Raw genomic sequence first — 19,952 nt, 5'->3', positions numbered from 1 at the left:
GCGGGCGCCCTGGGGTCGCATCCGAAGGTCACGCAGGACCTCCGGGTCATCGACACTAGCGGGCGCGTCATCACCCAACAAGGTTCGATTAGGCGACCCCGAACGGGCGCTTCAGGTCGCCTTCAACCCGGCCGCCACTGTGTAGGCGGCCTCGGTCTTGGCGGCGACCTCGTCCAGGGTGACGCCGTCGGCGAGTTCGATCAGTTCAAGGCCAGCGCCGTCAGGCTTGACGTCGAAGGTTGCCAGGTCGGTGATGATGCGGCTGACCACGCCCGTGCCGGTCAGGGGAAGGGTGCAAGCCTTCAGCACCTTGGACTGGCCGTGCTTGTTGGCGTGCTCCATCACCACGACCACGCGCTTGACGCCGGCGACTAGGTCCATGGCCCCGCCCATGCCCTTCACCAGTTTGCCGGGGATCATCCAGTTGGCGATGTCGCCGTTCTGGGCCACCTCCATCGCGCCGAGGATGGACAGGTTGATGTGCCCGCCGCGGATCATGGCGAAGCTGTCGGCGCTGCTGAAGTAGGACGACTCGGGGATCTCGGTGATCGTCTGTTTGCCGGCGTTGATCAGGTCGGGATCCTCGTCGCCCTCATAGGGGAAGGGGCCCATGCCCAGCATGCCGTTCTCGGATTGCAGGGTCACGGTCATGCCGGCGGGGATGTAGTTGGCGACCAGGGTCGGGATGCCGATGCCCAGGTTGACGTAGAAGCCGTCCTGAAGCTCCTGGGCGGCGCGTTCGGCGAGTTGTTCGCGGGTACGGGGCATCAGTTCTTCCTCGCGATGAGACGAGCGGAATAGGTCAGGAGCAGCCCGAAAAGGCCCACCCCCACAGCCACCTTGTCCAGGCTCATGCTGGACAGGACGGCGAGGGTCAGACCCGCTATGCCGCACAAGCAGACGGCGATGATGGCGATGATATTCAGCTTGGTCATCAGCCGGCGGCTCCGACGGGTTCTGGACGTTGCCGCACCGTCCGCTGTTCGATGCGCTTCTCGGACACGGTCTGGATCAGGCGGTCGACATAGACGCCCGGCGTGTGGATGTGGTCGGGATCGAGCGAGCCGACGGGGACGATCTCCTCGACCTCGACGACGGTGACCTTGCCGGCGGTGGCCATCATCGGGTTGAAGTTGCGGGCGGTCTTGCGGAACACTAGGTTGCCGCGCTCGTCGGCCTTCCACGCCTTGACGATGGACAGGTCGGCGATCAGGCCGGTCTCCATGACGTAGTCGCGGCCGTTGAAGTTGCGGACCTCCTTGCCCTCGGCGACGAGGGTGCCGACGCCGGTGGCGGTGAAGAAGGCGGGGATGCCGGCGCCGCCGGCACGGATGCGTTCGGCCAGGGTCCCTTGCGGGTTGAACTCCAGCTCCAGTTCGCCGGCCAGATACTGGCGCTCGAACTCCTTGTTCTCGCCGACGTAGGACGAGATCATCTTGGCGATCTGGCGGGTGCCGAGCAGCTGGCCCAGGCCGAAGCCGTCGACCCCGGCGTTGTTGGAGATGACCGTCAGCCCCTTGACGCCGCTGTCGCGCAGGGCGGCGATCAGGTTCTCGGGGATGCCGCACAGGCCGAAGCCGCCGGACATGACCGTCATGCCGTCGAAGGTCAGGCCCTCCAGCGCGGACGTGACGTCAGCATAGATCTTTCCCATCGCTCTCCCTTTTCACCGTCTGATGAATATCGCGGCGTCTTCCGCTCATAGTCCGGAAGCGATCTTGCGGGCAAGCGGTCGCGGCGGCAATCGCGTCGCATCCGAATGTCGCCCCAAAGCGTATCCCTCGTGATCTGACGGGAGCGCCTGCATGAACCTGACCAATGTCGCCATTCGCCAGCTGCAGGACGCGCCCTTTCCGGATTTCGTGACCCGCCCGGCGATCGACAGTCTGGTCACGGAGGCGCGTCGGCGCCTGGATCGCGACGGGCCGCATGACGAGGCGGCGTTTGCGCGCGAAATGGCCGAGCGGGTCATCGCCGAACATGCGGATGCAGCGAACCGGCAGCACTACGAACTGCCGCCCGAGTTCTTCCGCCTGTGCCTGGGCGAGCGGCTGAAATATTCGTGCTGCCTGTACCCGACGGGGACGGAGACGCTGGACCAGGCCGAGGTCGCGGCCCTGATGGAGACCTGCGCCCACGCCGATCTGGCGGACGGTCAGACCATCCTGGAAATGGGCTGCGGCTGGGGCTCGCTGTCGCTGTGGATGGCCGAGACCTATCCCCGGGCGCGGATCACGGCCGTGTCGAACAGTCACGGGCAGCGGGGTCATATCGAAGCCCAGGCCCGAGCGCGGGGGCTGAGCAATCTGACGGTCGTGACCCAGGATATGAACCTGTTCGACACCGACCAGAGGTTCGACCGGATCGTCTCGGTCGAGATGTTCGAGCATATGGCCAACTGGCGGGCCCTGCTGACCAAGGCCCGGTCCTGGCTGAAGCCGGAGGGGCGGATGTTCATTCACGTCTTCACCCACCGCGACGCCCCCTATCGGTTCGATCACACCGACAGCGGCGACTTCATCGCCCAGCATTTCTTCACCGGCGGCATCATGCCCAGCCACGGGTTGATCCGGCAGTTTCCCGACCTGTTCGCGGTCGAGCAGGAGTGGACCTGGAACGGCGGCCACTACGCCCGCACCGCCAACGACTGGCTGTCCAATATGGATCGCAACGCCGCGCGGATCGCTGTGCTGATGCGCGAGACCTATGGCGACGACGCCAAGCTGTGGACCCGGCGCTGGCGGCGCTTCTACCTGGCGACCGCCGGTCTGTTCGGCAACGACGGGGGCCGCACCTGGGCGGTCAGCCACTATCGCCTGAAACCCGCCTGAGGAGTTTGTCGTGATCAAATATGTCTTCGCCTATCTGGGCGCCGGGATCACCTTTGCGGTGATCGACGCCGTCTGGCTGACCACCATGACCGACCGGTTCTACAAGCCGGTGCTGGGGCCGATCCTGGCGGACAAGCCGGACATGAGGGCGGCGGTGCTGTTCTATCTGATCTCAATCGCCGGGACGGTCTTCCTGGCCATCGCCCCGGCCCTGAAGGACGGAAGCTGGACGCGGGCGGCGATCAACGGGGCGGCGCTGGGCTTCGTCGCCTACGCCACCTATGACCTGACCAATCAGGCGACGCTGGAGATCTGGCAGACCAAGCTGACGGTGATCGACCTGATCTGGGGGACGGTTCTGACCACGATCTCGGCCACCGGCGGCTATTTCGCCGCGCGCTGGGCCGAGGGGCGGTTCGGCTGAGGTCGCTGTCGTTTCGCCTGACACGGGACCGGCATGGCGCAGGGCGGGGTCGTTAAGCTATAGCTAACCCTGTTTTCGACGGGGGCGGTCTTGCGCGCAGGCATCAACGGATTGACGGCGGCCCTGGTCGTCGGGGTCGTGATCGGCCTGATGCTGACGCCGGACGGGCGCGGTTGGCTGCGCCATCCGACCCTGATGCTGGGCGGGTCGGCCAACGCCTCGGCCACTCCGCCGACGCCGATGGCGCCGGTCGAGAGTCTGGCGCCGGCGCCAGTCGCGAAGGCCGCAGTGACGCCGTTGAAGGCGCGGCTCGCGCAGGGCGAACTGAGGATCGGCGTGTTCGGCGATTCGATGGCGGACGGTCTTTGGGCCGCATTGTATCGCGATCTGCACGGCGAACAGGGGGTCACTGTGACCCAGTTCAGCGCGGTCTCCACCGGCCTGTCGCGCTACGACTATGTGGACATCCAGGCCAAGACGGCGCGGCAGTTGAGCGAGACGCCGGTCGATGCGGCGGTGGTGATGTTCGGGACCAATGACGCCCAGGGCATCAGCCTGGACGGGGTGATCCATGATTTCGGCACGCCGGGCTGGAAGGCGGCCTATGGGAAGCGGATCGACGATCTGGTCGGCCTGCTGCGGGCCAATGACGTGGCCGTCTATTGGGTCGGCCTGCCGAAGATGAAGCGGGCCGGGTTCGACGCGAAGATGGCGGTGATCAACGCCGTGGTGAAGGAGCGGATGGCGGCCCTGGGCGTGCCCCTGATCGAGACGACCGGCGTCACCGCCGATGCGGCGGGCGAATATGCGGCCTATCTGCCCGGCGCGAGCGGGCGGCCGCAGCTGATGCGGGCCAATGACGGGATCCACATGACCATGGCCGGCTATCGCCGCATGGGCGCGCCGGTGGTGGAGCGGCTGAAGCGCGACTCGGGGCTCGATGCGGCGGCGGCCCGGCCGCAGACGACCGGCTGACCATGAGCCTGGGGGCCGTGGGGGCGGCGGTGCTGATGCTGGGGATGCAGAGCGGGACCGAGGTCCCCTATGCGCCCATGCCCGCGCCGGCGCCGGGGGCGCCGGTCTGTCCTGAAGGCATCTGCGGCGTCGAGGCGCTGGAGGGGGTGTTCGAGGCCTTGCGGACGGCGGAGATCGGCCAGGGCGAGCGGCCGGTCCATATTCTCCAGATCGGCGACAGCCACACGGCCGGGGATCGGATCACCGGAGCCCTGCGCGCGCGGATGCAAGCCCGATTCGGGGCGGGTGGGCGCGGGGTGTTGCCGCCGGGCGTGCCCTATGCCGGCTATGGACCGATGCAGGTCGAGGTGACGGCGCGCGACTGGCCGATGCGGACGGATGTGCTGGCCAGAGGAGTCATGCCGATAGGCGTCGGCCTGAGCGGCGGCGAAGCCGATGTCAGAGACGGCGCAACAATGACGATCACCGCCGAGTCGAACGGAGCTTTTGATCAGGTCCAGATCTGCGGCGAGGCATGGCAGGCGGACGGCGAACTGACCCTTACCGCTGGCGCCGAAACGCAGACGATGGGTTTCGCGGTCCGCGAAGACGAGGTGTGGCAACCTGAATGCCAGACGGCGACATTCGACAAGCCGCAGACGCAAATCGATATCCGGCCGACAGGGCGTCTGAAGCTCTACGACCTGCGACTGACGCGACGGGCTGCGGGCGTACAGGTGTCGAACCTGGGCGTCGTGGGTGCGACGATGCAGGACCTCGCCTTGCGCGACAGCAGTATCGCCTGGCTAGAACTCGCGGCTTGGATGCCGGATCTGATCATCTTGGCCTTTGGAGTAAACGAGGGGTTCGCACCGAACCTCGACCCCCGCGAATATGAACTCTGGCTCAGACAGGCCCTGATGGTAGTCCGATCCATGGATGCGCCTGTATTGATCCTCGGCGCGCCCGAGGGATTGAAGCCCGGAACCGGCGGACCGTGCGGCGGGCGATCAGCGCCGGAGGCTCTGGCGGTGGTCCGGGATGTGCAGCGGCGAGTCGCGGGCGAGACGGGCGTCGCCTTCTGGGACTGGTACGGACGTATGGGGGGCGACTGTTCGGCGGAGCGGCTGGCGACCCTGCCCGAACCCTATATGCGGCCCGACCGGGTGCATTTCACCTCCATCGGGGCGGAATGGAGCGGCGGGGTCCTGAGCGAGGATCTGATTGGGGCCTATGACCGCTGGAAGGCGGCAAAGGGGGAGGCGGACTGATGCTGTTTCCGACCCTGGCCTTCGCGGTCTTCTTCCTGTTCGTCTATCTGGTCAGCTGGAGCCTGGATCGGGAGAACGGGCGGCGCAAACTGTTCCTGCTGCTGGCCAGCTGGTTCTTCTACGCCCAGTGGGACTGGCGGTTCGTCGGCCTGCTGATCGCCTCGGCCGTGCTGAACTGGGGCGTGGCGGCCCTGATCGTGCGCAGCGACCAGCCGGGACGGCGCAAACTGTGGGTCGGCCTGGGCGTCGCGGCCAATCTGACCATCCTGGGCTTCTTCAAGTATTACGGCTTCTTCGTCGAGCAGGCTGTTGATCTGCTGGCCCAATTCGGTTGGGAGCGGGACCTGCCGCTGTTGCGGGTGGTGCTGCCGGTCGGGATCAGCTTCTTCACCTTCCAGGGCGTCAGCTATGTGGTCGACGTCTATCGCGGCAAGACGGCGCCGGCCGAGAGCCTGCTGGACGTCATGCTGCTGATGAGCTTCTTCCCGCACCTGGTGGCGGGCCCCATCGTGCGGGCGTCGGACCTGTTGCCCCAGTTCGCGCGGGTGCCGCGGCTGACACGCGAGATGGCGACCCATGGGCTGTTGCTGATCGTCTGGGGCCTGTTCAAGAAGACGGTGATCGCGTCCGAGCTGGCGACGCGGCTGGTGGATCCGGTCTTCTTCGATCCGTCGGCCTATGGGGCGATCGACATAGCGGCGGCGGTCTATGCCTATGCGGTTCAGATCTATTGCGACTTCTCGGCCTATTCGGACATGGCCATCGGGATCGCGGCCCTGCTGGGCTATTCCTTCCCGCGCAATTTCGATCAGCCTTATCGGGCGGCCTCGATGCAGGCCTTCTGGCGGCGGTGGCATATCAGCCTGTCCAGCTGGCTGCGCGACTATCTGTACGTGCCGCTGGGCGGGGGGCGGAAGGGGCTGTGGTCGTCATGCCTCAATGTGATGATCACCATGCTGCTGGGCGGGCTGTGGCACGGGGCGGCCTGGACCTTCGTGGCCTGGGGCGCGCTGCACGGCGGGGCGCAGGTGGTCGAGCGCCTCGGTCGTGCGGTGGTGAAGGACCGCAAGGTCATTCCGACCTGGCTGGGGGTCCTGATCACCTTCCACGTCGTCTGTCTGGGATGGATCCTGTTCCGGGCCGAGACCTTTGACCTGGCGATGCAGATGCTGGCCGGGCTGGGGCGGTTCGAGGGTTTCAGCCTGGTGACGCCCTTCGTGCTGGTGCTGATCGTCGGCGGGTTGGCCATGCATGGGCTGCCGCCGCGCGCGGTCGAGGGGCTGGCCGAACGGCTGAAGACGGCGCCGTCACCGACGCTCGGTGTGTTGATCGGGGCGGCCATCCTGCTGGTCGAGGCGATGCGACCCGAGGGCGTGGCGCCCTTCATCTATTTCCAGTTCTGAGGCGTTGATCCGACGATGAGCGATCCCACGGACCCGATCGATCCCTTCCCGACACAGGCGCATCCGCCGGTGTCGCCGTTTCCGCCGCTGGACGAACCGGTGGCGGCGGATCCGTCCAGCGACTGGATCGGCGCCGCCGACGCCCACGACCTGCCGACGCGCGAGAACGCCCTGATCGCCCTGGGCCGGTTCGCCTTTCCCCCGGCGCCGGCTTTGGACGAAGAAGGCGAGGCGTCGCGGGCGCGGCGATGGACCAGCCAGACCCTGTTCGTGGCCTGCGCCTTCCTGATGATCTTCAATGCGGAGTCTTTGCAGAACTGGGCGCGTCAGCAGCCGCCGGGCTGGGGCCAGTCCACAGTCGACAAACTGGCGACGGTGTGGGTCGATCAACTGGCCCTGCTGGGCGCGAACCTGCCGGTGGACGGCTTGCGTGACGCGTGGCGCGACGCCCAGGCGGTTCAGTTCGACGGCGCGGCCGAGGATCGCTCCTAGACCGCAGGCCTCGAAACCGCATCGGCCGAGCCGATACGGTTTCGAGGGTGGAGAGTCTTAGTTGACCGTCGCCTTGACGATCTTGCCCGGCGCGCGGGGCGGCTCGCCCTTGGGCAGGGCGTCGACGTGTTCCATGCCGGATTCGACTTCACCCCAGACCGTGTACTGGCGGTCCAGGAAGGTGGCGTCGTCCAGGCAGATGAAGAACTGCGAGTTGGCGCTGTTGGGATCGGCGGTGCGCGCCATCGAGCAGACGCCGCGCACGTGCGGCTCGGCCGAGAACTCGGCCTTCAGGTTCGGCTTCTTGGAGCCGGAGGTGCCGGTGCCGGTGGGGTCGCCGCCCTGGGCCATGAAGCCGGCGATCACGCGGTGGAAGACCACGCCGTCGTAGAAGCCTTCCGAGGCCAGTTCGGTGATGCGTTCGACGTGGCCGGGGGCCAGATCGGGGCGCAGCTTGATGACCACGTCGCGGGCTTCGCCGTCGCCGGTGTCCAGGGTGAAGGTCAGGGTGTCGGCCATTTCGGTCGTCCTCTTGGGGTTGATTTGAGGCGGGACATAGCCCGCAACGCCGGTCGGGGCTATGTGGGAACGATGAGTGAAGACGAAAAGCCCCAAGAACGCCGCCGGATGGTCAAACCGCCCACGGGCGGCACCGCCGCCGGGCGCGGCATGGGCACCAAAATGAAGACGGCCGACACCAAGTCGATGTCGAGCCAGCAATGGATCAAACGCCAACTGGCCGACAAATGGTCCGAGAAGGCGCGGGCCGAGGGCTGGCGTTCGCGCGCGGCCTTCAAGCTGATCGAGATCGACGACAAATTCCACCTGATCAAGCGTGGCTCGAAGGTCATCGACCTGGGCGCGGCGCCGGGCGGCTGGATCCAGGTGGCGGTCAATCGCGGAGCCGGCGCCGTGGCGGGCGTGGACCTGCTGATGATCGAGCCGATCCCGGGTTCGACCCTGTTGCAGGCCGACTTCACCCATCCGGGCGTGGACCAACAGTTGATCGACGCCATCGGCGGGGCGCCGGACCTGGTGCTGTCGGATATGGCGCACAATACGGTCGGTCACCGCCAGACCGACCACCTGAAGATCATCGCCCTGATCGAGATCGCCGCCGACTTCGCCATCCGCACCCTTCGGCCGGGCGGGAATTTCGTGTCCAAGAACTTCCAGGGCGGCGACGCCGGAGGGGTTCTGGCGCGACTGCGCGAGGAGTTCGAGACGGTCAAATACGTCAAGCCGGCCTCCAGCCGGAAGGACAGCGCCGAGGTGTTTCTGGTGGCGTTGAACAAGCGGTAAGACAGGTCTGAGGCCGGTCCGGGCTAAGGCCGGCCGCTTTGTCCGAATACGGCGCAAGCGTAGCTATACGGGCACGCTCGGCGGCCATTTGCGTTTTGGATACCGCTGTCACCAAAGTCGCGCGAAGTCTTCACCGATGTGTTGTCACCCAGCGGTAGCCCGGCCTCGGCGCAATCTGCGCTGACAGCGGGGCTGACATGATTTCCAATCGCTTCCTTTCGGGCGCGTCTCTTCTGACGCTGGCCCTCTTCGTGGTTCCGAGCGTCGCCGCCGCGCAGGACGCCGCCGTCGCCATGGCCACGGCCGACACCCAGGTGTCCGAGATCGACGAGATCGTCGTCTTCGGTCGCGGCCAGACGCGCCAGCAGGCGTCGGTCAACGCCGACGCCATCGCCATCGAGGCGCCTGGCAGCAGCCCGCTGAAGGCCATCGAACGCCTGCCGGGCGTCAGCTTCCAATCGGCCGACGCCTTCGGCGCCTATGAATGGTCGGCGCGCATCGTCCTGCGCAGCTTCAACCAGAACCAGCTCGGCTTCACCCTGGACGGCGTTCCGTTGGGCGACATGAGCTACGGCAACCATAATGGTCTGCATATTTCCCGCGCCATCATTTCGGAGAACGTCGCGCGGGTGGACGTGGCCCAGGGATCGGGCGCGCTGGGCACCGCGTCGAGCAGCAATCTGGGCGGCACGGTCCAGTTCGTCAGCCGGGTCCCGACGACGGACTTCGGCGTCGATGTCTCGGGCGCCTTCGGCAGCGACGACACCCTGCGCGGCTTCGTGCGCCTGGACAGCGGCGCCCTGGGTTCGGCCGGCACACGCCTGTCGGTGTCCTACGCCGACCAGAGCGCCGACAAGTGGAAGGGCGTGGGCGAGCAGAAGCAACAGCAGATCAACGCCAGCTTCCTCCAGCCGCTCGGCGCCGGCGAACTGCGCGGCTTCATCAATCATTCCGAGCGTCGTGAGAACGACTACCAGGACATGTCGCTGGGCATGATCGACCGGCTGGGCCGTGACTGGGACAATATTTCGGGCGACTACGCCATGGCGGTTCGGGTCGCCGACATCTACCAGGCCACCCCGGCCGGCGACTGCACCACCAACGCCTATCCCAGCCCGATCAAATGCGTCGACGACGCCTATTTCAACGCGGCCGGTCTGCGCGACGACACGATCGGCGCGGTGACGCTGGACTATCCCCTGACCGATTCGCTCAGTGTCTCGCTGACCGGCTATGGTCACACGAACAAGGGGCAGGGCCTGTGGTGGACGCCCTATGTGCCGACGCCTTTCGGCGCCAAGGGACAGGACGGCTCCACCATCGCCAGCCCCGGCCCCATCGCCGTCCGCACCACGGAATACGACATCGACCGCAAGGGCGCGATCGGTTCGGTGACGCTGGACCTGGGCGCACACAGCATCGAGGCCGGCTTCTGGGTCGAGGACAACGACTTCAACCAGGCTCGCCGCTATTACGGTCTGAGCCGCGGCGGCGACGGCGGCCGGGACTCGCTCGAGTTCCAGGAGAACCCCTTCTTCACCGAGTGGGAATACAGCTACAACACCAAGACGACCAATCTGTACCTGCAGGACAGCTGGGCGATCACCGATGATCTGACCGTCAACGCCGGCTTCAAGTCGCTGAGCGTCGAGAACGAGGCCAGCACCGTCGTCGGCGCCAACAAGACCGGCTCGATCAAGGCCGAGGACAACTTCCTGCCGCAGATCGGGGTGAGCTACGACCTGAATTCCGACCATCAGCTGTTCGCCTCCTATGCCGAAAACATGCGGGCGTTCGAATCCTCCAACACCGGCGGGCCCTTCTCGGCCTCGGCGGCCGGTTTCGCGGCGATCAAGGACACGCTGAAGCCGGAAAACTCGCGCACCATCGAGGCCGGCTGGCGCTTCAACTTCGCCGGCGGTCTGCAAGGCTCGGTCGCGGCCTATGACGTCCAGTTCGAAGACCGGCTGCTCACCGTCGCCCTGGGCGCCCCGATCCTGGGCCTGGGCAACGGGATCCAGAACGTCGGCGCCGTGAAGAGCCGTGGGTTCGAAGCCGCCGCCCTGTGGAACTTCGCCTCAGACTGGTCGGCCTTCGGCTCCTACAGCTACAATGACTCGACCTATGAGGATGACGTGCGCGACGGGGCCGGCGTCCTGGTCGCCGCGACGGCCGGAAAGCGGATCGTCGCGACGCCGGAAAACCTGTTCCGCGCCGAGCTGTCATACGACAATGGCGCGGTGTTCGGGACCCTGGCGACCGCCTACACCGGCGAGCGTTTCTCATCCTACCTGAACGATGAGAAGGCCGACGCCTACACCACGGTCGAACTGACCGCCGGTTATCGTTTCACCGGCATGGGCGGTTGGCTGGACGGGACGCAGATCCAGGTCAACGTCGTGAACCTGACGGACGAGGATTACATCTCGACCGTGGGTTCAGGCGGCTTCCAGAACACGGCGGGTCGTCAGACCTTCCTGCCGGGCGCGCCGCGTCAGGTGTTCGCCAGCATCCGTCGCCGCTTCTGATGGGGAAGGGGGGTGCGTCTTCGGACGCATCCCCTCGACGCTCAAGCGGTCAGGTTAAGGTCGTTAATTCAGGCCGTCGCCGGCTGCCGGCCGGCGCGGCGCTGTTCGATGCGCGACCAGATGCGGTCGTGGACGGTGAAGAAGACCGTCTGGACCAGGGGTTCGATGGTGCCGATGGCCAGGGCTGTGCGGATGTCCTGGGTCAGGGCGTAGGCCACGGCCACGGCGACAGCGAAATGCATGACGCCGTAGGTCACGGTCTTGACCGCCACCTGTTTTAGCGAGCGGGGCAGGGCGTGGCTGTGCCCATGGTGGTCGTGGACGCGGGTCTGTTCGTCCGGAGACATGATGTCGAGCCGGGCGGTGAAGGCCTCGGCCGCCTCTTCGATGTTGGAGGCCATGCGGCGGCGTTCGACCCGGTGCCAGACCCGGTCGTGGATCGAATAGGCGATGGTCTGGAAGAAGGGTTCGACCATGCCGACGGCCAGGGCGATACGCCAGTCGCGCGTGATGGCGAAGGCCACCAGAATGGCCACCACAAGGTGCATGACGCCATAGCTGGCGATCTTCAGAGCCAGTTTGCGCGCGGTGCTGAGGAGGACGCCGACCATGTTGCAAGAATGGTCATTGGCCCCCTCGGTTGCAAACCAATAAAATCTATCGGGTCCATAAACGGCAAGACCCTTGCCGTGGCCCCCTCCGCACCGTTATACGCGGCCCGCAAAACGGAGACTCCCTATGGAGATACGCGAAGGACTGACCTTCGACGATGTTTTGCTCGAACCCGGCCCGTCCGAGTTCATGCCGGCGATGGTCGATGTCTCGACCCAGCTGACACGCGACATCAAACTGAACATCCCGCTGCTGTCGTCCGCCATGGACACGGTGACGGAAAGCCGCCTGGCTATCGCCATGGCCCAGTCCGGCGGCCTGGGCGTGCTTCACCGCAACATGACCATCGAGGAGCAGGCCGATCAGGTCCGCGCCGTGAAGCGTTATGAAAGCGGCATGGTGGTCAATCCGGTCACCGTCGGCCCGCAGACGACCCTGGGCGAAGTGCGTGAGATCGTGGCCCGCAAGAAGATCACCGGCTTCCCGGTGGTCGATCCAGCCACGGGCAAGCTGGTCGGCATGCTGACCCACCGCGACATGCGGTTCGAGAACGACCTGAACCTGACGGCCGCCTCGCTGATGACCACCGGCGACCTGATCACGGTGCGTGAGGGCGCGAGCCGTGAAGAGGCGCGCGACCTGCTGAAGACCCGCAAGATCGAACGGGTCATCGTGGTGGACGAGGATTATCGGGCCGTCGGCCTGATCACCATGAAGGACATCGAGAAGGCCCAGGCCTTCCCCCATGCGGCCAAGGACGACCAGGGTCGTCTGCTGGTCGGGGCGGCCTCGACCGTCGGTGACGCCGGATACGAGCGGGCCATGGCCCTGGCCGACGCCGGCGTGGACGTGGTGGTGATCGACACCGCTCACGGCCACTCGGCCTCGGTCGCCCAGGTGGTCGAGCGGATCAAGCGCGAGTCGAACCGTCTGCAGGTCATCGCCGGAAACGTCGCCACCTATGATGCGACGCGGGCCCTGATCGACGCGGGCGCGGATGCGGTCAAGGTCGGCATCGGTCCCGGCTCCATTTGCACCACCCGGATCGTGGCGGGCGTGGGCGTGCCGCAGCTGACCGCCGTGATGGACTCAGCGCGGGCCGCCAGGGGCACGGGCGCCTCGGTCATCGCCGACGGCGGGATCAAATATTCGGGCGACCTGGCCAAGGCCATCGCAGCCGGCGCGAACGTGGCCATGATGGGCTCGATGTTCGCCGGCACCGACGAAAGCCCCGGCGAGGTCTTCCTGTACCAAGGCCGATCCTACAAGTCGTACCGCGGCATGGGTTCGGTCGGCGCCATGGCGCGCGGCTCGGCCGACCGCTACTTCCAGAAGGAGGTGTCTTCCGAGAAGCTGGTGCCCGAGGGCATCGAGGGTCAGACGCCGTACAAGGGGCCGATCACCCCGGTTCTGCACCAACTGGTCGGGGGCTTGCGCGCCTCCATGGGCTATGTGGGCGCCGGCACGATCGCCGACTTCCAGGAGCGTGCGCGCTTCGTGCGCATCACCGGCGCGGGCCTGCGGGAGAGCCACGTCCACGACGTGATGATCACGCGCGAGGCGCCGAACTACAGACAGGGATAAGGCCATGACGACCGAACTGACCTATCTGGCCCTGACGCTGATCCTGGCGCTGGTGCAGGTCTTCCTGCCGGCCGGGGCGCGGACGGTCGAGTTCGGTTCGAAGTGGAATGCGGGGCCGCGCGATGAGACGCCGGCGGCGACGAAGCCGCTGACCGGCCGTCTCGAGCGGGCCCAGGCCAACCTGTATGAAACCCTGCCGCTGTTCATCGGCGCGGTGCTGATCGCCCATGTGATCGAGGCGTCCAGCGCCCTGACCGTGTGGGGTTCGGCTCTCTATTTCTGGGCGCGCGTCGTCTATGTGCCGCTCTACGCCCTCGGTATTCCCTATATCCGGTCGCTGGTCTGGCTGGTCTCGCTTGCGGGACTGGTCATGGTCCTGACCTCCCTGTTCCTTTGATCTGAAAGCCCGCATTGACCCCAGCCGCCCGTCTCGCCGCCGCCGCCTCTGTCCTGGACTCCATCGCCCAGGGCAACCAACCGGCGGAAACCGTCCTGAAAGCCTGGGGGACCGCCAACCGCTACGCCGGGTCCAAGGACCGGCGCGCCATCGCCGATCATGTCTACAAGGTGCTGCGGGCGCGCGGCCGACTGTCGTGGATCATGGGCGGGCGCGAAGACGGTCGGGCCCTGGTGATCGGATCGCTGCACGCCATTGACGGCCTGTCGGTGGAAGAGATCGAGGCGCTGCACTCGGGCGACGGCTATGGCCCGCGACCGCTGTCGAAACAGGAGCGCAGCCGGATCACGGCGGGGCAGGGGGAACTGCCGGGCTGGGTCGCGGCCGGTCTGCCCGAGTTCGTGGTCGAGGATTTCAAGGCCACCTTCGGGGAGCGCTGGGCGGAAGAGGCCCATGCCCTGATGGCGCCGCGCGCGCCCATCGACCTGCGTGTGAACGACGCGGTCGCCACGGTGGATGCGGTCGAGGTCGAGTTGCGTGACGCCGGTCTGTCGGTCGCCCGCACGCCCTGGTCCGCCCTGGGGCTGCGCGTGCCGTCCGAGCCGCCGCCCAATATCCAGGCCCTGGACGGGTTCAAGGCCGGCAAGTTCGAGATCCAGGACGAGGGCAGCCAGGTCGTCTGCTGGCTGGCGGGCGCGCAACCCGGCGCGACGGTGGTGGACTATTGCGCCGGCGGCGGCGGCAAGACCCTGGGTCTGGCACAGGCCATGGGCGGGCAGGGCAAGCTGATCGCCTCCGACGTCGTCAACAAGCGGCTCGAGAACATCCGGCCCCGCCTGCAACGCGCGGGCGTCGAGGCCGAGCTGGTGCTGATCGGCCAGAACGGCGGCGGGCTGGAAACCGTCAACGGCCAGGCCGATCTGGTCTTCGTCGACGCCCCCTGTTCGGGATCCGGCACCTGGCGGCGCCGGCCCGAGGACGCCTGGCGTCTGACGACGGAGGAGGTCGAGAAACTGCACGCGCTTCAGGTCCGTATCCTGAGCCAGGCGACCAAGCTGGTGAAGCCGGGCGGGCGTCTGGTCTATGTCACCTGTTCGATGCTGGCCCGCGAGAACGAGGCCAGCGCCGACGCCTTCGAGGCGGCGACTCCCGACTTCCGACCGGTCCCCGTCGCCGACATGCTGTCAGCGCCGCAACTGACCGAGGCCGCGCGGGCCAGGTTCGCCGAACTGGCGTCCGGCGCGCGTCTTCGACTGTCGCCGGCCTCGGCCGACACCGACGGCTTCTTCGCCGCCGTCTATCAGCGCGCCGCCTGATGGAGGCTGGGCTGGCGCAGCACGGCGAGGTCTCGGTCCTCTACGTCATGGCTGCGCCTGCCGAATACGGCGACCATCTGCGCGCCCGCATCCAGCCCCTGATGACCGGCGTCGGCCCGGTGGAAGCCGCCGTCGCCCTCACCGCCGCCCTGGCGCGGCTGGAGGCGGCGGGCGACCTGCCGGACCTGATCGTCTCGCTGGGGTCGTGCGGCTCGCAGGAGCTGGACCACGCCTGCGCCTATCAGGCGTCGAGCGTCGCCTATCGCGACATGGACGCCAGCGCCCTGGGCTTTCCCAAGGGGGTGACGCCTCTGCTGGAGCATCCTGCGATCCTGGCCCTGCCGTGCCCTATCCCCGGCGTGCCGACCGCCACCCTGTCGACCGGAGCCAATGTCGTCTCCGGCGCCGCCTATGACGCCATCGAGGCCGAGATGGTGGACATGGAGACCTGGGCCCTGGTTCGGTCGGCCCAGACGTTTGGCGTGCCCATCATCGCCCTGCGCGGCGTGTCGGACGGTCGGGCCGAGCTGAAGGCGCTGGAGGACTGGACCTCCACCCTGCATCATGTGGACGAGAACCTGGCCGCCGCCCTGGATCGTCTGACCGCCGTGCTGGAGGCCGAGGGCCTCGCCGCCCTGAACATCCCCAAGCTTGAAATTCCGGCCTTACACGGCCAAGACCCCGCGCAACCTCCCGCCCCGGATTCGATCACCCCATGACCACGCCGCACGACCACCAGAAGGTCCTCATCGTCGATTTCGGCAGCCAGGTGACGCAGCTGATCGCGCGCCGCCTGCGCGAGGCCAGCGTCTATTGCGAGATCCATCCGTTCCAGAAGGCCGAGGCCGCTCTGGCGGGGATGAACCCCGCCGCCATCATCCTGTCGGGCGGTCCCGAGAGCGTGCACGAGGAAGGCAGCCCCCGCGCGCCCCAGGCCGTGTTCGAGGCCGGCGTGCCGGTGCTGGGCATCTGCTACGGCGAGATGACCCTGTGTGAACAGCTGGGCGGCAAGGTCGAGGGCGGCCACACCCGCGAGTTCGGCCGCGCCGAGATCACCGTCGAGAAAGCCTCGCCCCTGCTGGCCGACCTGGCCCCGGTCGGCGAGGAAGAGACGGTCTGGATGAGCCATGGCGACAAGATCGTCGCCATCCCCGAGGGCTTCGACGTCGTCGCCTCTTCGGCCGGTTCGCCCTACGCCGTGATCGCCGACGAGGCTCGCCGCTTCTACGGCGTGCAGTTCCACCCCGAGGTGATGCACACCCCGCGCGGCCACCAGATGTTGAAGAACTTCACCCACGGCATCGCCGGGCTGAAGGGCGACTGGACCATGGCCGCCTATCGCGACGAGAAGATCGCCCAGATCCGCGAACAGGTCGGCGACGCCAAGGTGATCTGCGGCCTGTCCGGCGGGGTCGACAGCTCGGTCGCGGCCGTGCTGATCCACGAGGCCATCGGCGATCAGCTGACCTGCGTCTTCGTGGACACCGGCCTGCTGCGCAAGGACGAGGCGACCCAGGTCACCACCCTGTTCCGCGAGCACTACAATATCCCGCTGATCCATGTGGACGCGTCCAAGGAGTTCCTGGGCGAGCTCGCCGGGATCTCCGACCCGGAGACCAAGCGCAAGACCATCGGCCGCCTGTTCATCGAGGTGTTCGATCGCGAGTCCGCCAAGATCGAGGGCGCCGAATTCCTGGCCCAGGGCACCCTCTATCCCGACGTGATCGAGAGCGTCTCCTCGTCCAGCGGCAAGGCCCATGTGATCAAGAGCCACCACAATGTCGGCGGCCTGCCCGACTATATGAAGCTCAAACTTGTCGAGCCCCTGCGCGAACTGTTCAAGGACGAGGTCCGCGCCCTGGGCCGCGAACTGGGCCTGAGCGACGCCTTCGTCGGCCGCCACCCCTTCCCCGGACCGGGCCTGGCCATCCGCATCCCCGGCGAGATCACGCCCGAGGCCGTCGAGACCCTGCAACAGGCCGACGCCATCTATCTGGACGAAATCCGCAAGGCTGGGCTTTATGACAGCATCTGGCAGGCCTTCGCCGTCCTGCTGCCGGTCAAGACCGTTGGCGTCATGGGCGACGCCCGCACCTACGAAAAAGTCCTGGCCTTGCGCGCCGTCTCCTCAACCGACGGCATGACCGCCGACTTCTACCAATTCCCCTGGGACGTCCTGGCCAAGACCGCGACACGGATCATCAACGAGGTCCGGGGCGTGAACCGCGTCGTCTACGACGTGACGTCGAAGCCGCCGGGGACGATCGAGTGGGAGTGATGGGGCGGCATGCGAATAGGGCCTCTGGCGAGGGCGCTCGTTGATGAGGGGCCGACGTTAGCAGTTGGGTTTGGACCGGGCGATCCTGTAGCCGTGCGGTGGCAGATGTACGGGTGAGGCGGATGGCGGTGTTGGCTAAGCCTTGTTGGAGATCCGTCTTGGCAGACAGAGACTTCTGCGTTGTCAATGGATTCCCACTTTGACTGCCTGTTAGTTTGTTCCGACCGCCGTCCGTAGCAGTGGCGCTCAGTGCAGTCGGATCCTTCTGGCTCAGGGCCATGAAGGGTGTCTTAGTGGCGACAGGAGCCAAGGTCAGAGCAGAGCAGACGATCAAGCGCGTGAACGGACCCCAAGCGTTGCGCCCTTCCAACCGTACCAAGCCACCACCGCGAAGCAGACTGCGGGCAGCAGGAAGGCGACGTTGGCGCCATAGAGATCGGCGATCTTGCCCATGGGCCAGGGCAGCAGGACGCCGCCGCCGATGGCCATGACCATCAGGGAAGACGCCTTCTTGGTGCCGGCGCCGAGGCCGGTCGTGCCCAGGGCGAAGATGGTGGCGAACATGGTGGACATGAAGAAGAAGACGGCCAGAAGGGCGATGGGCGACACCTTGTCGATGCCGGCGGCGACGATCAGGGTCAGGACCACATTGATCAAGCCGTAGGTGGTCAGCAGGACACGAGGCTTGATCTTCAGCAGCAGGGCGGTGGCGAAGAAGCGACCGACCAGATAGCCGATGGCCGCGAGCGACAGCATGAAGGCGCCTTGCTGCGACGTCAGACCCTGCCAGTTGTGGGTCACCAGATTGATGAAATAGGCGCCGATGCCGACCTGGGCGCCGATATAGAGGGCCTGGGTGATCACGCCGGCGATGAAGTGCGGCTGCTTCGAAAGGGGCAGGGCGGGGGCGTCGCCTTCCGCCGCGCCGCCGTGGTCCGACAGGCCGGTCTCCGGCAGGCGGGCGCGCCAGACGGCGATGGCGAAAAGGACCACGCCGACGGCGATCAGGCCGTAGACGATCTGAATCGAGCGCGTCGCGCCGCCCAGAGCCTGGGTCGTCGTCGGGCTGAAGAAGACCGCGCCGCCGATCAGCGGGCCGAAGAAGACGCCCAGGGCGTTGAACGACTGGGCCAGGTTCAGCCGCTGCGAGGCCTTGGCCGGATCTCCCAGGACGTTGACGTAGGTGTCGGCGCTGGTTTCAAGGATGCACAGGCCGGCGGCGAGAACGAACATCGAGCCGACGAAGGGCAGGAAGGCGCCCGCGCCCGCCGCCGGGATGAACAGCAGGGCGCCGATGGCGGTGACCGCCAGGCCCGACACGATGCCGAACTTGTAGCCGCGCGCGTGCAGCAACATGCCCGCCGGGATCGACAGCAGAAGATAGGCCCCGAAATAGGCGATCTGCAGCCAGGCGCTGTCGGCCTGGCTGATGCTCAGCGTCTCCTGGAAATGCTTGTTCAGCACGTCCAGCAGACCATAGGCCAGGCCCCAGATCAGGAAGCAGGCGATGGCGAAGGCCAGCGGACCCTTCAGGTCGCCGACGGGTTTGGCAAGGCCTCCGGGCGTGTGGGCGGCGTCGGTCTCGATGACCATGGGATACTCTCCTGGATTTCCTCGGGGGCCTGGCCGTCTTGCTGCGGCTTCGGCGGAGTGGGGCTAGATGCGGTAGATCGCCTCGGCGTTGGCGGCGAACAGGTGGTCGCGCTCGTCGGCCGAGAAGTCGGCCGTGATCGCTTCGAAGGCGGAATAGAAGGCTTCGAAGCTTCCGTGGACGCTCTCGACCGGGAAGTCCGAGGCGAACATGGCCCGCCCGGTCCCGAAGATGTCGATGCACTCCAGCACGGTCGGACGGATGGTTTCGGGCGTCCAGGCGCGGTCGGTGATGCCCAGGCCCGAGATCTTGATCGAGACCTGGGGCTGGGCGGCCAGCAGACGCAGACCGATCCGCCAGCGCTCCATGCCGACGTCGTTGCGATCCGTCGGCAGGCCGGCGTGGTTGACGATCATCGGGATGTCGGGGTGGCGCGCGGCGATGATGGCGGCGGTCGCCATCTGCGACGGATAGAGCTGCAGGTCGAACGACAGGCCGTGGCGGGCCAGTTTGGCGAAGCCCGCGACCCATTGCGGATCACGCAGCAGGTCGCGGTCGGTATAGGTCCTCAGCGGATCCTCGTGCCAGCAGACGATCTGGCGCACGCCGCGCACGTTCGGACGCGCGGCATGGGCCTCCAGCAGGGCGTCGAGGTCGGGATCGAGCAGGTCGGCGCCGGCGACGATGGCGTGCGGCCAGCCTCGGTCATCGGCGAGGGACTGGAGCCAGTCGGTCTCGGCCAGTTGCCGGCCCCTAGGCTGGCCGGCCTCGACGTGGACGATCTTGTCCACGCACCAGCCCGCCGTATCGGCCAGATAGTCGTCCAGCAGGTAGTCCTTGTGCGCGATGGGCGACATGTCCCCCGCCGGATTGTTCGGCAGGGGATCGTCCTGAATCCAGCCATAGCGCGCACGCGACAGGTCCCACAGGTGGACGTGGCTGTCGACGATGCGAAGATCCGAAGCCACC

Annotated in this window: 20 protein-coding genes; 13 read left to right on the top strand and 7 right to left on the bottom strand. The window is 66.8% G+C overall.

The features are described 5' to 3' along the window. Positions 1 to 111: 111 nt before the first annotated feature. The 3 genes from ER13_RS00555 to ER13_RS00550 are packed head-to-tail and all read right to left on the bottom strand — an operon-like array spanning position 112 to position 1,654. Positions 112 to 768, bottom strand: coding sequence for a 3-oxoacid CoA-transferase subunit B (locus ER13_RS00555; RefSeq protein WP_035305214.1), 657 nt, complete (start codon positions 766 to 768; stop codon positions 112 to 114). Then, positions 768 to 935, bottom strand: coding sequence for a hypothetical protein (locus ER13_RS18175; protein WP_155988042.1), 168 nt, complete (start codon positions 933 to 935; stop codon positions 768 to 770). The genes ER13_RS00555 and ER13_RS18175 overlap by 1 nt, the downstream gene beginning before the upstream one ends. Next, the gene (locus ER13_RS00550) at positions 935 to 1,654 is read right to left on the bottom strand and encodes a CoA transferase subunit A (protein ID WP_035305212.1); all 720 of its coding nucleotides are present in this window, start codon (positions 1,652 to 1,654) and stop codon (positions 935 to 937) included. The genes ER13_RS18175 and ER13_RS00550 overlap by 1 nt, the downstream gene beginning before the upstream one ends. Positions 1,655 to 1,805: 151 nt before the next feature. Here ER13_RS00550 and ER13_RS00545 point away from each other — a divergent pair, with 151 nt between their 5' ends. The 6 genes from ER13_RS00545 (at position 1,806) to ER13_RS00520 (ending at position 7,375) form a co-directional block, all read left to right on the top strand. Beyond that, positions 1,806 to 2,831 (top strand): cyclopropane-fatty-acyl-phospholipid synthase family protein, encoded by a 1,026-nt coding sequence (locus ER13_RS00545; RefSeq protein WP_035305209.1) that lies wholly within the window; start codon positions 1,806 to 1,808, stop codon positions 2,829 to 2,831. Positions 2,832 to 2,841: 10 nt separating this feature from the next. After that, on the top strand, positions 2,842 to 3,255 hold the full coding sequence (locus ER13_RS00540; RefSeq protein ID WP_008260687.1) for a DUF2177 family protein: 414 nt from the start codon (positions 2,842 to 2,844) through the stop codon (positions 3,253 to 3,255). A 90-nt stretch (positions 3,256 to 3,345) separates the two neighbouring features. Then, positions 3,346 to 4,230 (top strand): DUF459 domain-containing protein, encoded by an 885-nt coding sequence (locus tag ER13_RS00535; RefSeq protein ID WP_035305206.1) that lies wholly within the window; start codon positions 3,346 to 3,348, stop codon positions 4,228 to 4,230. Positions 4,231 to 4,232: 2 nt separating this feature from the next. Continuing rightward, positions 4,233 to 5,480, top strand: a complete 1,248-nt coding sequence (locus ER13_RS00530; RefSeq protein ID WP_035305203.1) for a GDSL-type esterase/lipase family protein — start codon at positions 4,233 to 4,235, stop codon at positions 5,478 to 5,480. Next, positions 5,480 to 6,883, top strand: coding sequence for an MBOAT family protein (locus ER13_RS00525; RefSeq protein WP_035305201.1), 1,404 nt, complete (start codon positions 5,480 to 5,482; stop codon positions 6,881 to 6,883). The genes ER13_RS00530 and ER13_RS00525 overlap by 1 nt, the downstream gene beginning before the upstream one ends. Before the next feature lie 15 nt (positions 6,884 to 6,898). Further along, positions 6,899 to 7,375, top strand: a complete 477-nt coding sequence (locus ER13_RS00520; RefSeq protein ID WP_035305199.1) for a hypothetical protein — start codon at positions 6,899 to 6,901, stop codon at positions 7,373 to 7,375. 57 nt (positions 7,376 to 7,432) lie between these two features. Here the strand turns inward: ER13_RS00520 and ER13_RS00515 are convergent, their stop codons facing one another. Beyond that, positions 7,433 to 7,894, bottom strand: coding sequence for a peptidylprolyl isomerase (locus tag ER13_RS00515; protein ID WP_008263882.1), 462 nt, complete (start codon positions 7,892 to 7,894; stop codon positions 7,433 to 7,435). A 72-nt stretch (positions 7,895 to 7,966) separates the two neighbouring features. Between ER13_RS00515 and ER13_RS00510 the strand changes: the two genes are divergently transcribed. Both ER13_RS00510 and ER13_RS00505 read left to right on the top strand, forming a co-directional pair. Beyond that, a complete protein-coding gene (locus ER13_RS00510) occupies positions 7,967 to 8,677 on the top strand; it encodes an RlmE family RNA methyltransferase (protein WP_035305198.1) in 711 nt (236 codons plus the stop codon). Between the two features lie 197 nt (positions 8,678 to 8,874). Then, positions 8,875 to 11,205, top strand: a complete 2,331-nt coding sequence (locus ER13_RS00505; protein ID WP_035305195.1) for a TonB-dependent receptor — start codon at positions 8,875 to 8,877, stop codon at positions 11,203 to 11,205. A gap of 68 nt (positions 11,206 to 11,273) precedes the next feature. On the opposite strand, the gene ER13_RS17505 is transcribed toward ER13_RS00505, so the two are convergent. Then, a complete protein-coding gene (locus tag ER13_RS17505) occupies positions 11,274 to 11,816 on the bottom strand; it encodes a DUF2061 domain-containing protein (RefSeq protein ID WP_008259786.1) in 543 nt (180 codons plus the stop codon). A gap of 127 nt (positions 11,817 to 11,943) precedes the next feature. On the opposite strand from ER13_RS17505, the gene guaB reads away from it, so the two are divergent. Genes guaB through guaA form a run of 5 tightly spaced genes read left to right on the top strand, consistent with a single transcriptional unit; the run spans position 11,944 to position 17,392 of the window. Next, positions 11,944 to 13,401, top strand: a complete 1,458-nt coding sequence (gene guaB / locus ER13_RS00490) for an IMP dehydrogenase (protein WP_008259075.1) — start codon at positions 11,944 to 11,946, stop codon at positions 13,399 to 13,401. Between the two features lie 4 nt (positions 13,402 to 13,405). Further along, complete coding sequence (locus ER13_RS00485) at positions 13,406 to 13,798, top strand: MAPEG family protein (protein WP_035305193.1); 393 nt, start codon at positions 13,406 to 13,408, stop codon at positions 13,796 to 13,798. 14 nt (positions 13,799 to 13,812) lie between these two features. Next, positions 13,813 to 15,114 (top strand): RsmB/NOP family class I SAM-dependent RNA methyltransferase, encoded by a 1,302-nt coding sequence (locus ER13_RS00480; RefSeq protein ID WP_035305191.1) that lies wholly within the window; start codon positions 13,813 to 13,815, stop codon positions 15,112 to 15,114. Further along, positions 15,114 to 15,833, top strand: coding sequence for a 5'-methylthioadenosine/S-adenosylhomocysteine nucleosidase (locus ER13_RS00475; protein WP_035305189.1), 720 nt, complete (start codon positions 15,114 to 15,116; stop codon positions 15,831 to 15,833). The genes ER13_RS00480 and ER13_RS00475 overlap by 1 nt, the downstream gene beginning before the upstream one ends. Continuing rightward, the gene (gene guaA / locus ER13_RS00470) at positions 15,830 to 17,392 is read left to right on the top strand and encodes a glutamine-hydrolyzing GMP synthase (RefSeq protein ID WP_035305186.1); all 1,563 of its coding nucleotides are present in this window, start codon (positions 15,830 to 15,832) and stop codon (positions 17,390 to 17,392) included. Before ER13_RS00475 ends, guaA begins: the two co-directional genes overlap by 4 nt. Positions 17,393 to 17,722: 330 nt before the next feature. On the opposite strand, the gene ER13_RS00465 is transcribed toward guaA, so the two are convergent. Together ER13_RS00465 and ER13_RS00460 are read right to left on the bottom strand one after the other, a co-directional pair. Continuing rightward, positions 17,723 to 18,985 carry a sugar MFS transporter gene (locus ER13_RS00465; protein ID WP_008263407.1) on the bottom strand — a complete coding sequence of 421 codons (1,263 nt, stop codon included), beginning with the start codon at positions 18,983 to 18,985 and terminating at the stop codon, positions 17,723 to 17,725. A 63-nt stretch (positions 18,986 to 19,048) separates the two neighbouring features. Beyond that, complete coding sequence (locus ER13_RS00460; protein WP_035305182.1) at positions 19,049 to 19,951, bottom strand: amidohydrolase; 903 nt, start codon at positions 19,949 to 19,951, stop codon at positions 19,049 to 19,051. Position 19,952 lies beyond the last annotated feature (1 nt).

It is taken from the genome of Brevundimonas sp. EAKA, assembly GCF_000698025.1.
GTDB lineage: Bacteria > Pseudomonadota > Alphaproteobacteria > Caulobacterales > Caulobacteraceae > Brevundimonas > Brevundimonas mediterranea_A.
This window is presented reverse-complemented; position numbering and strand designations above follow the sequence as displayed.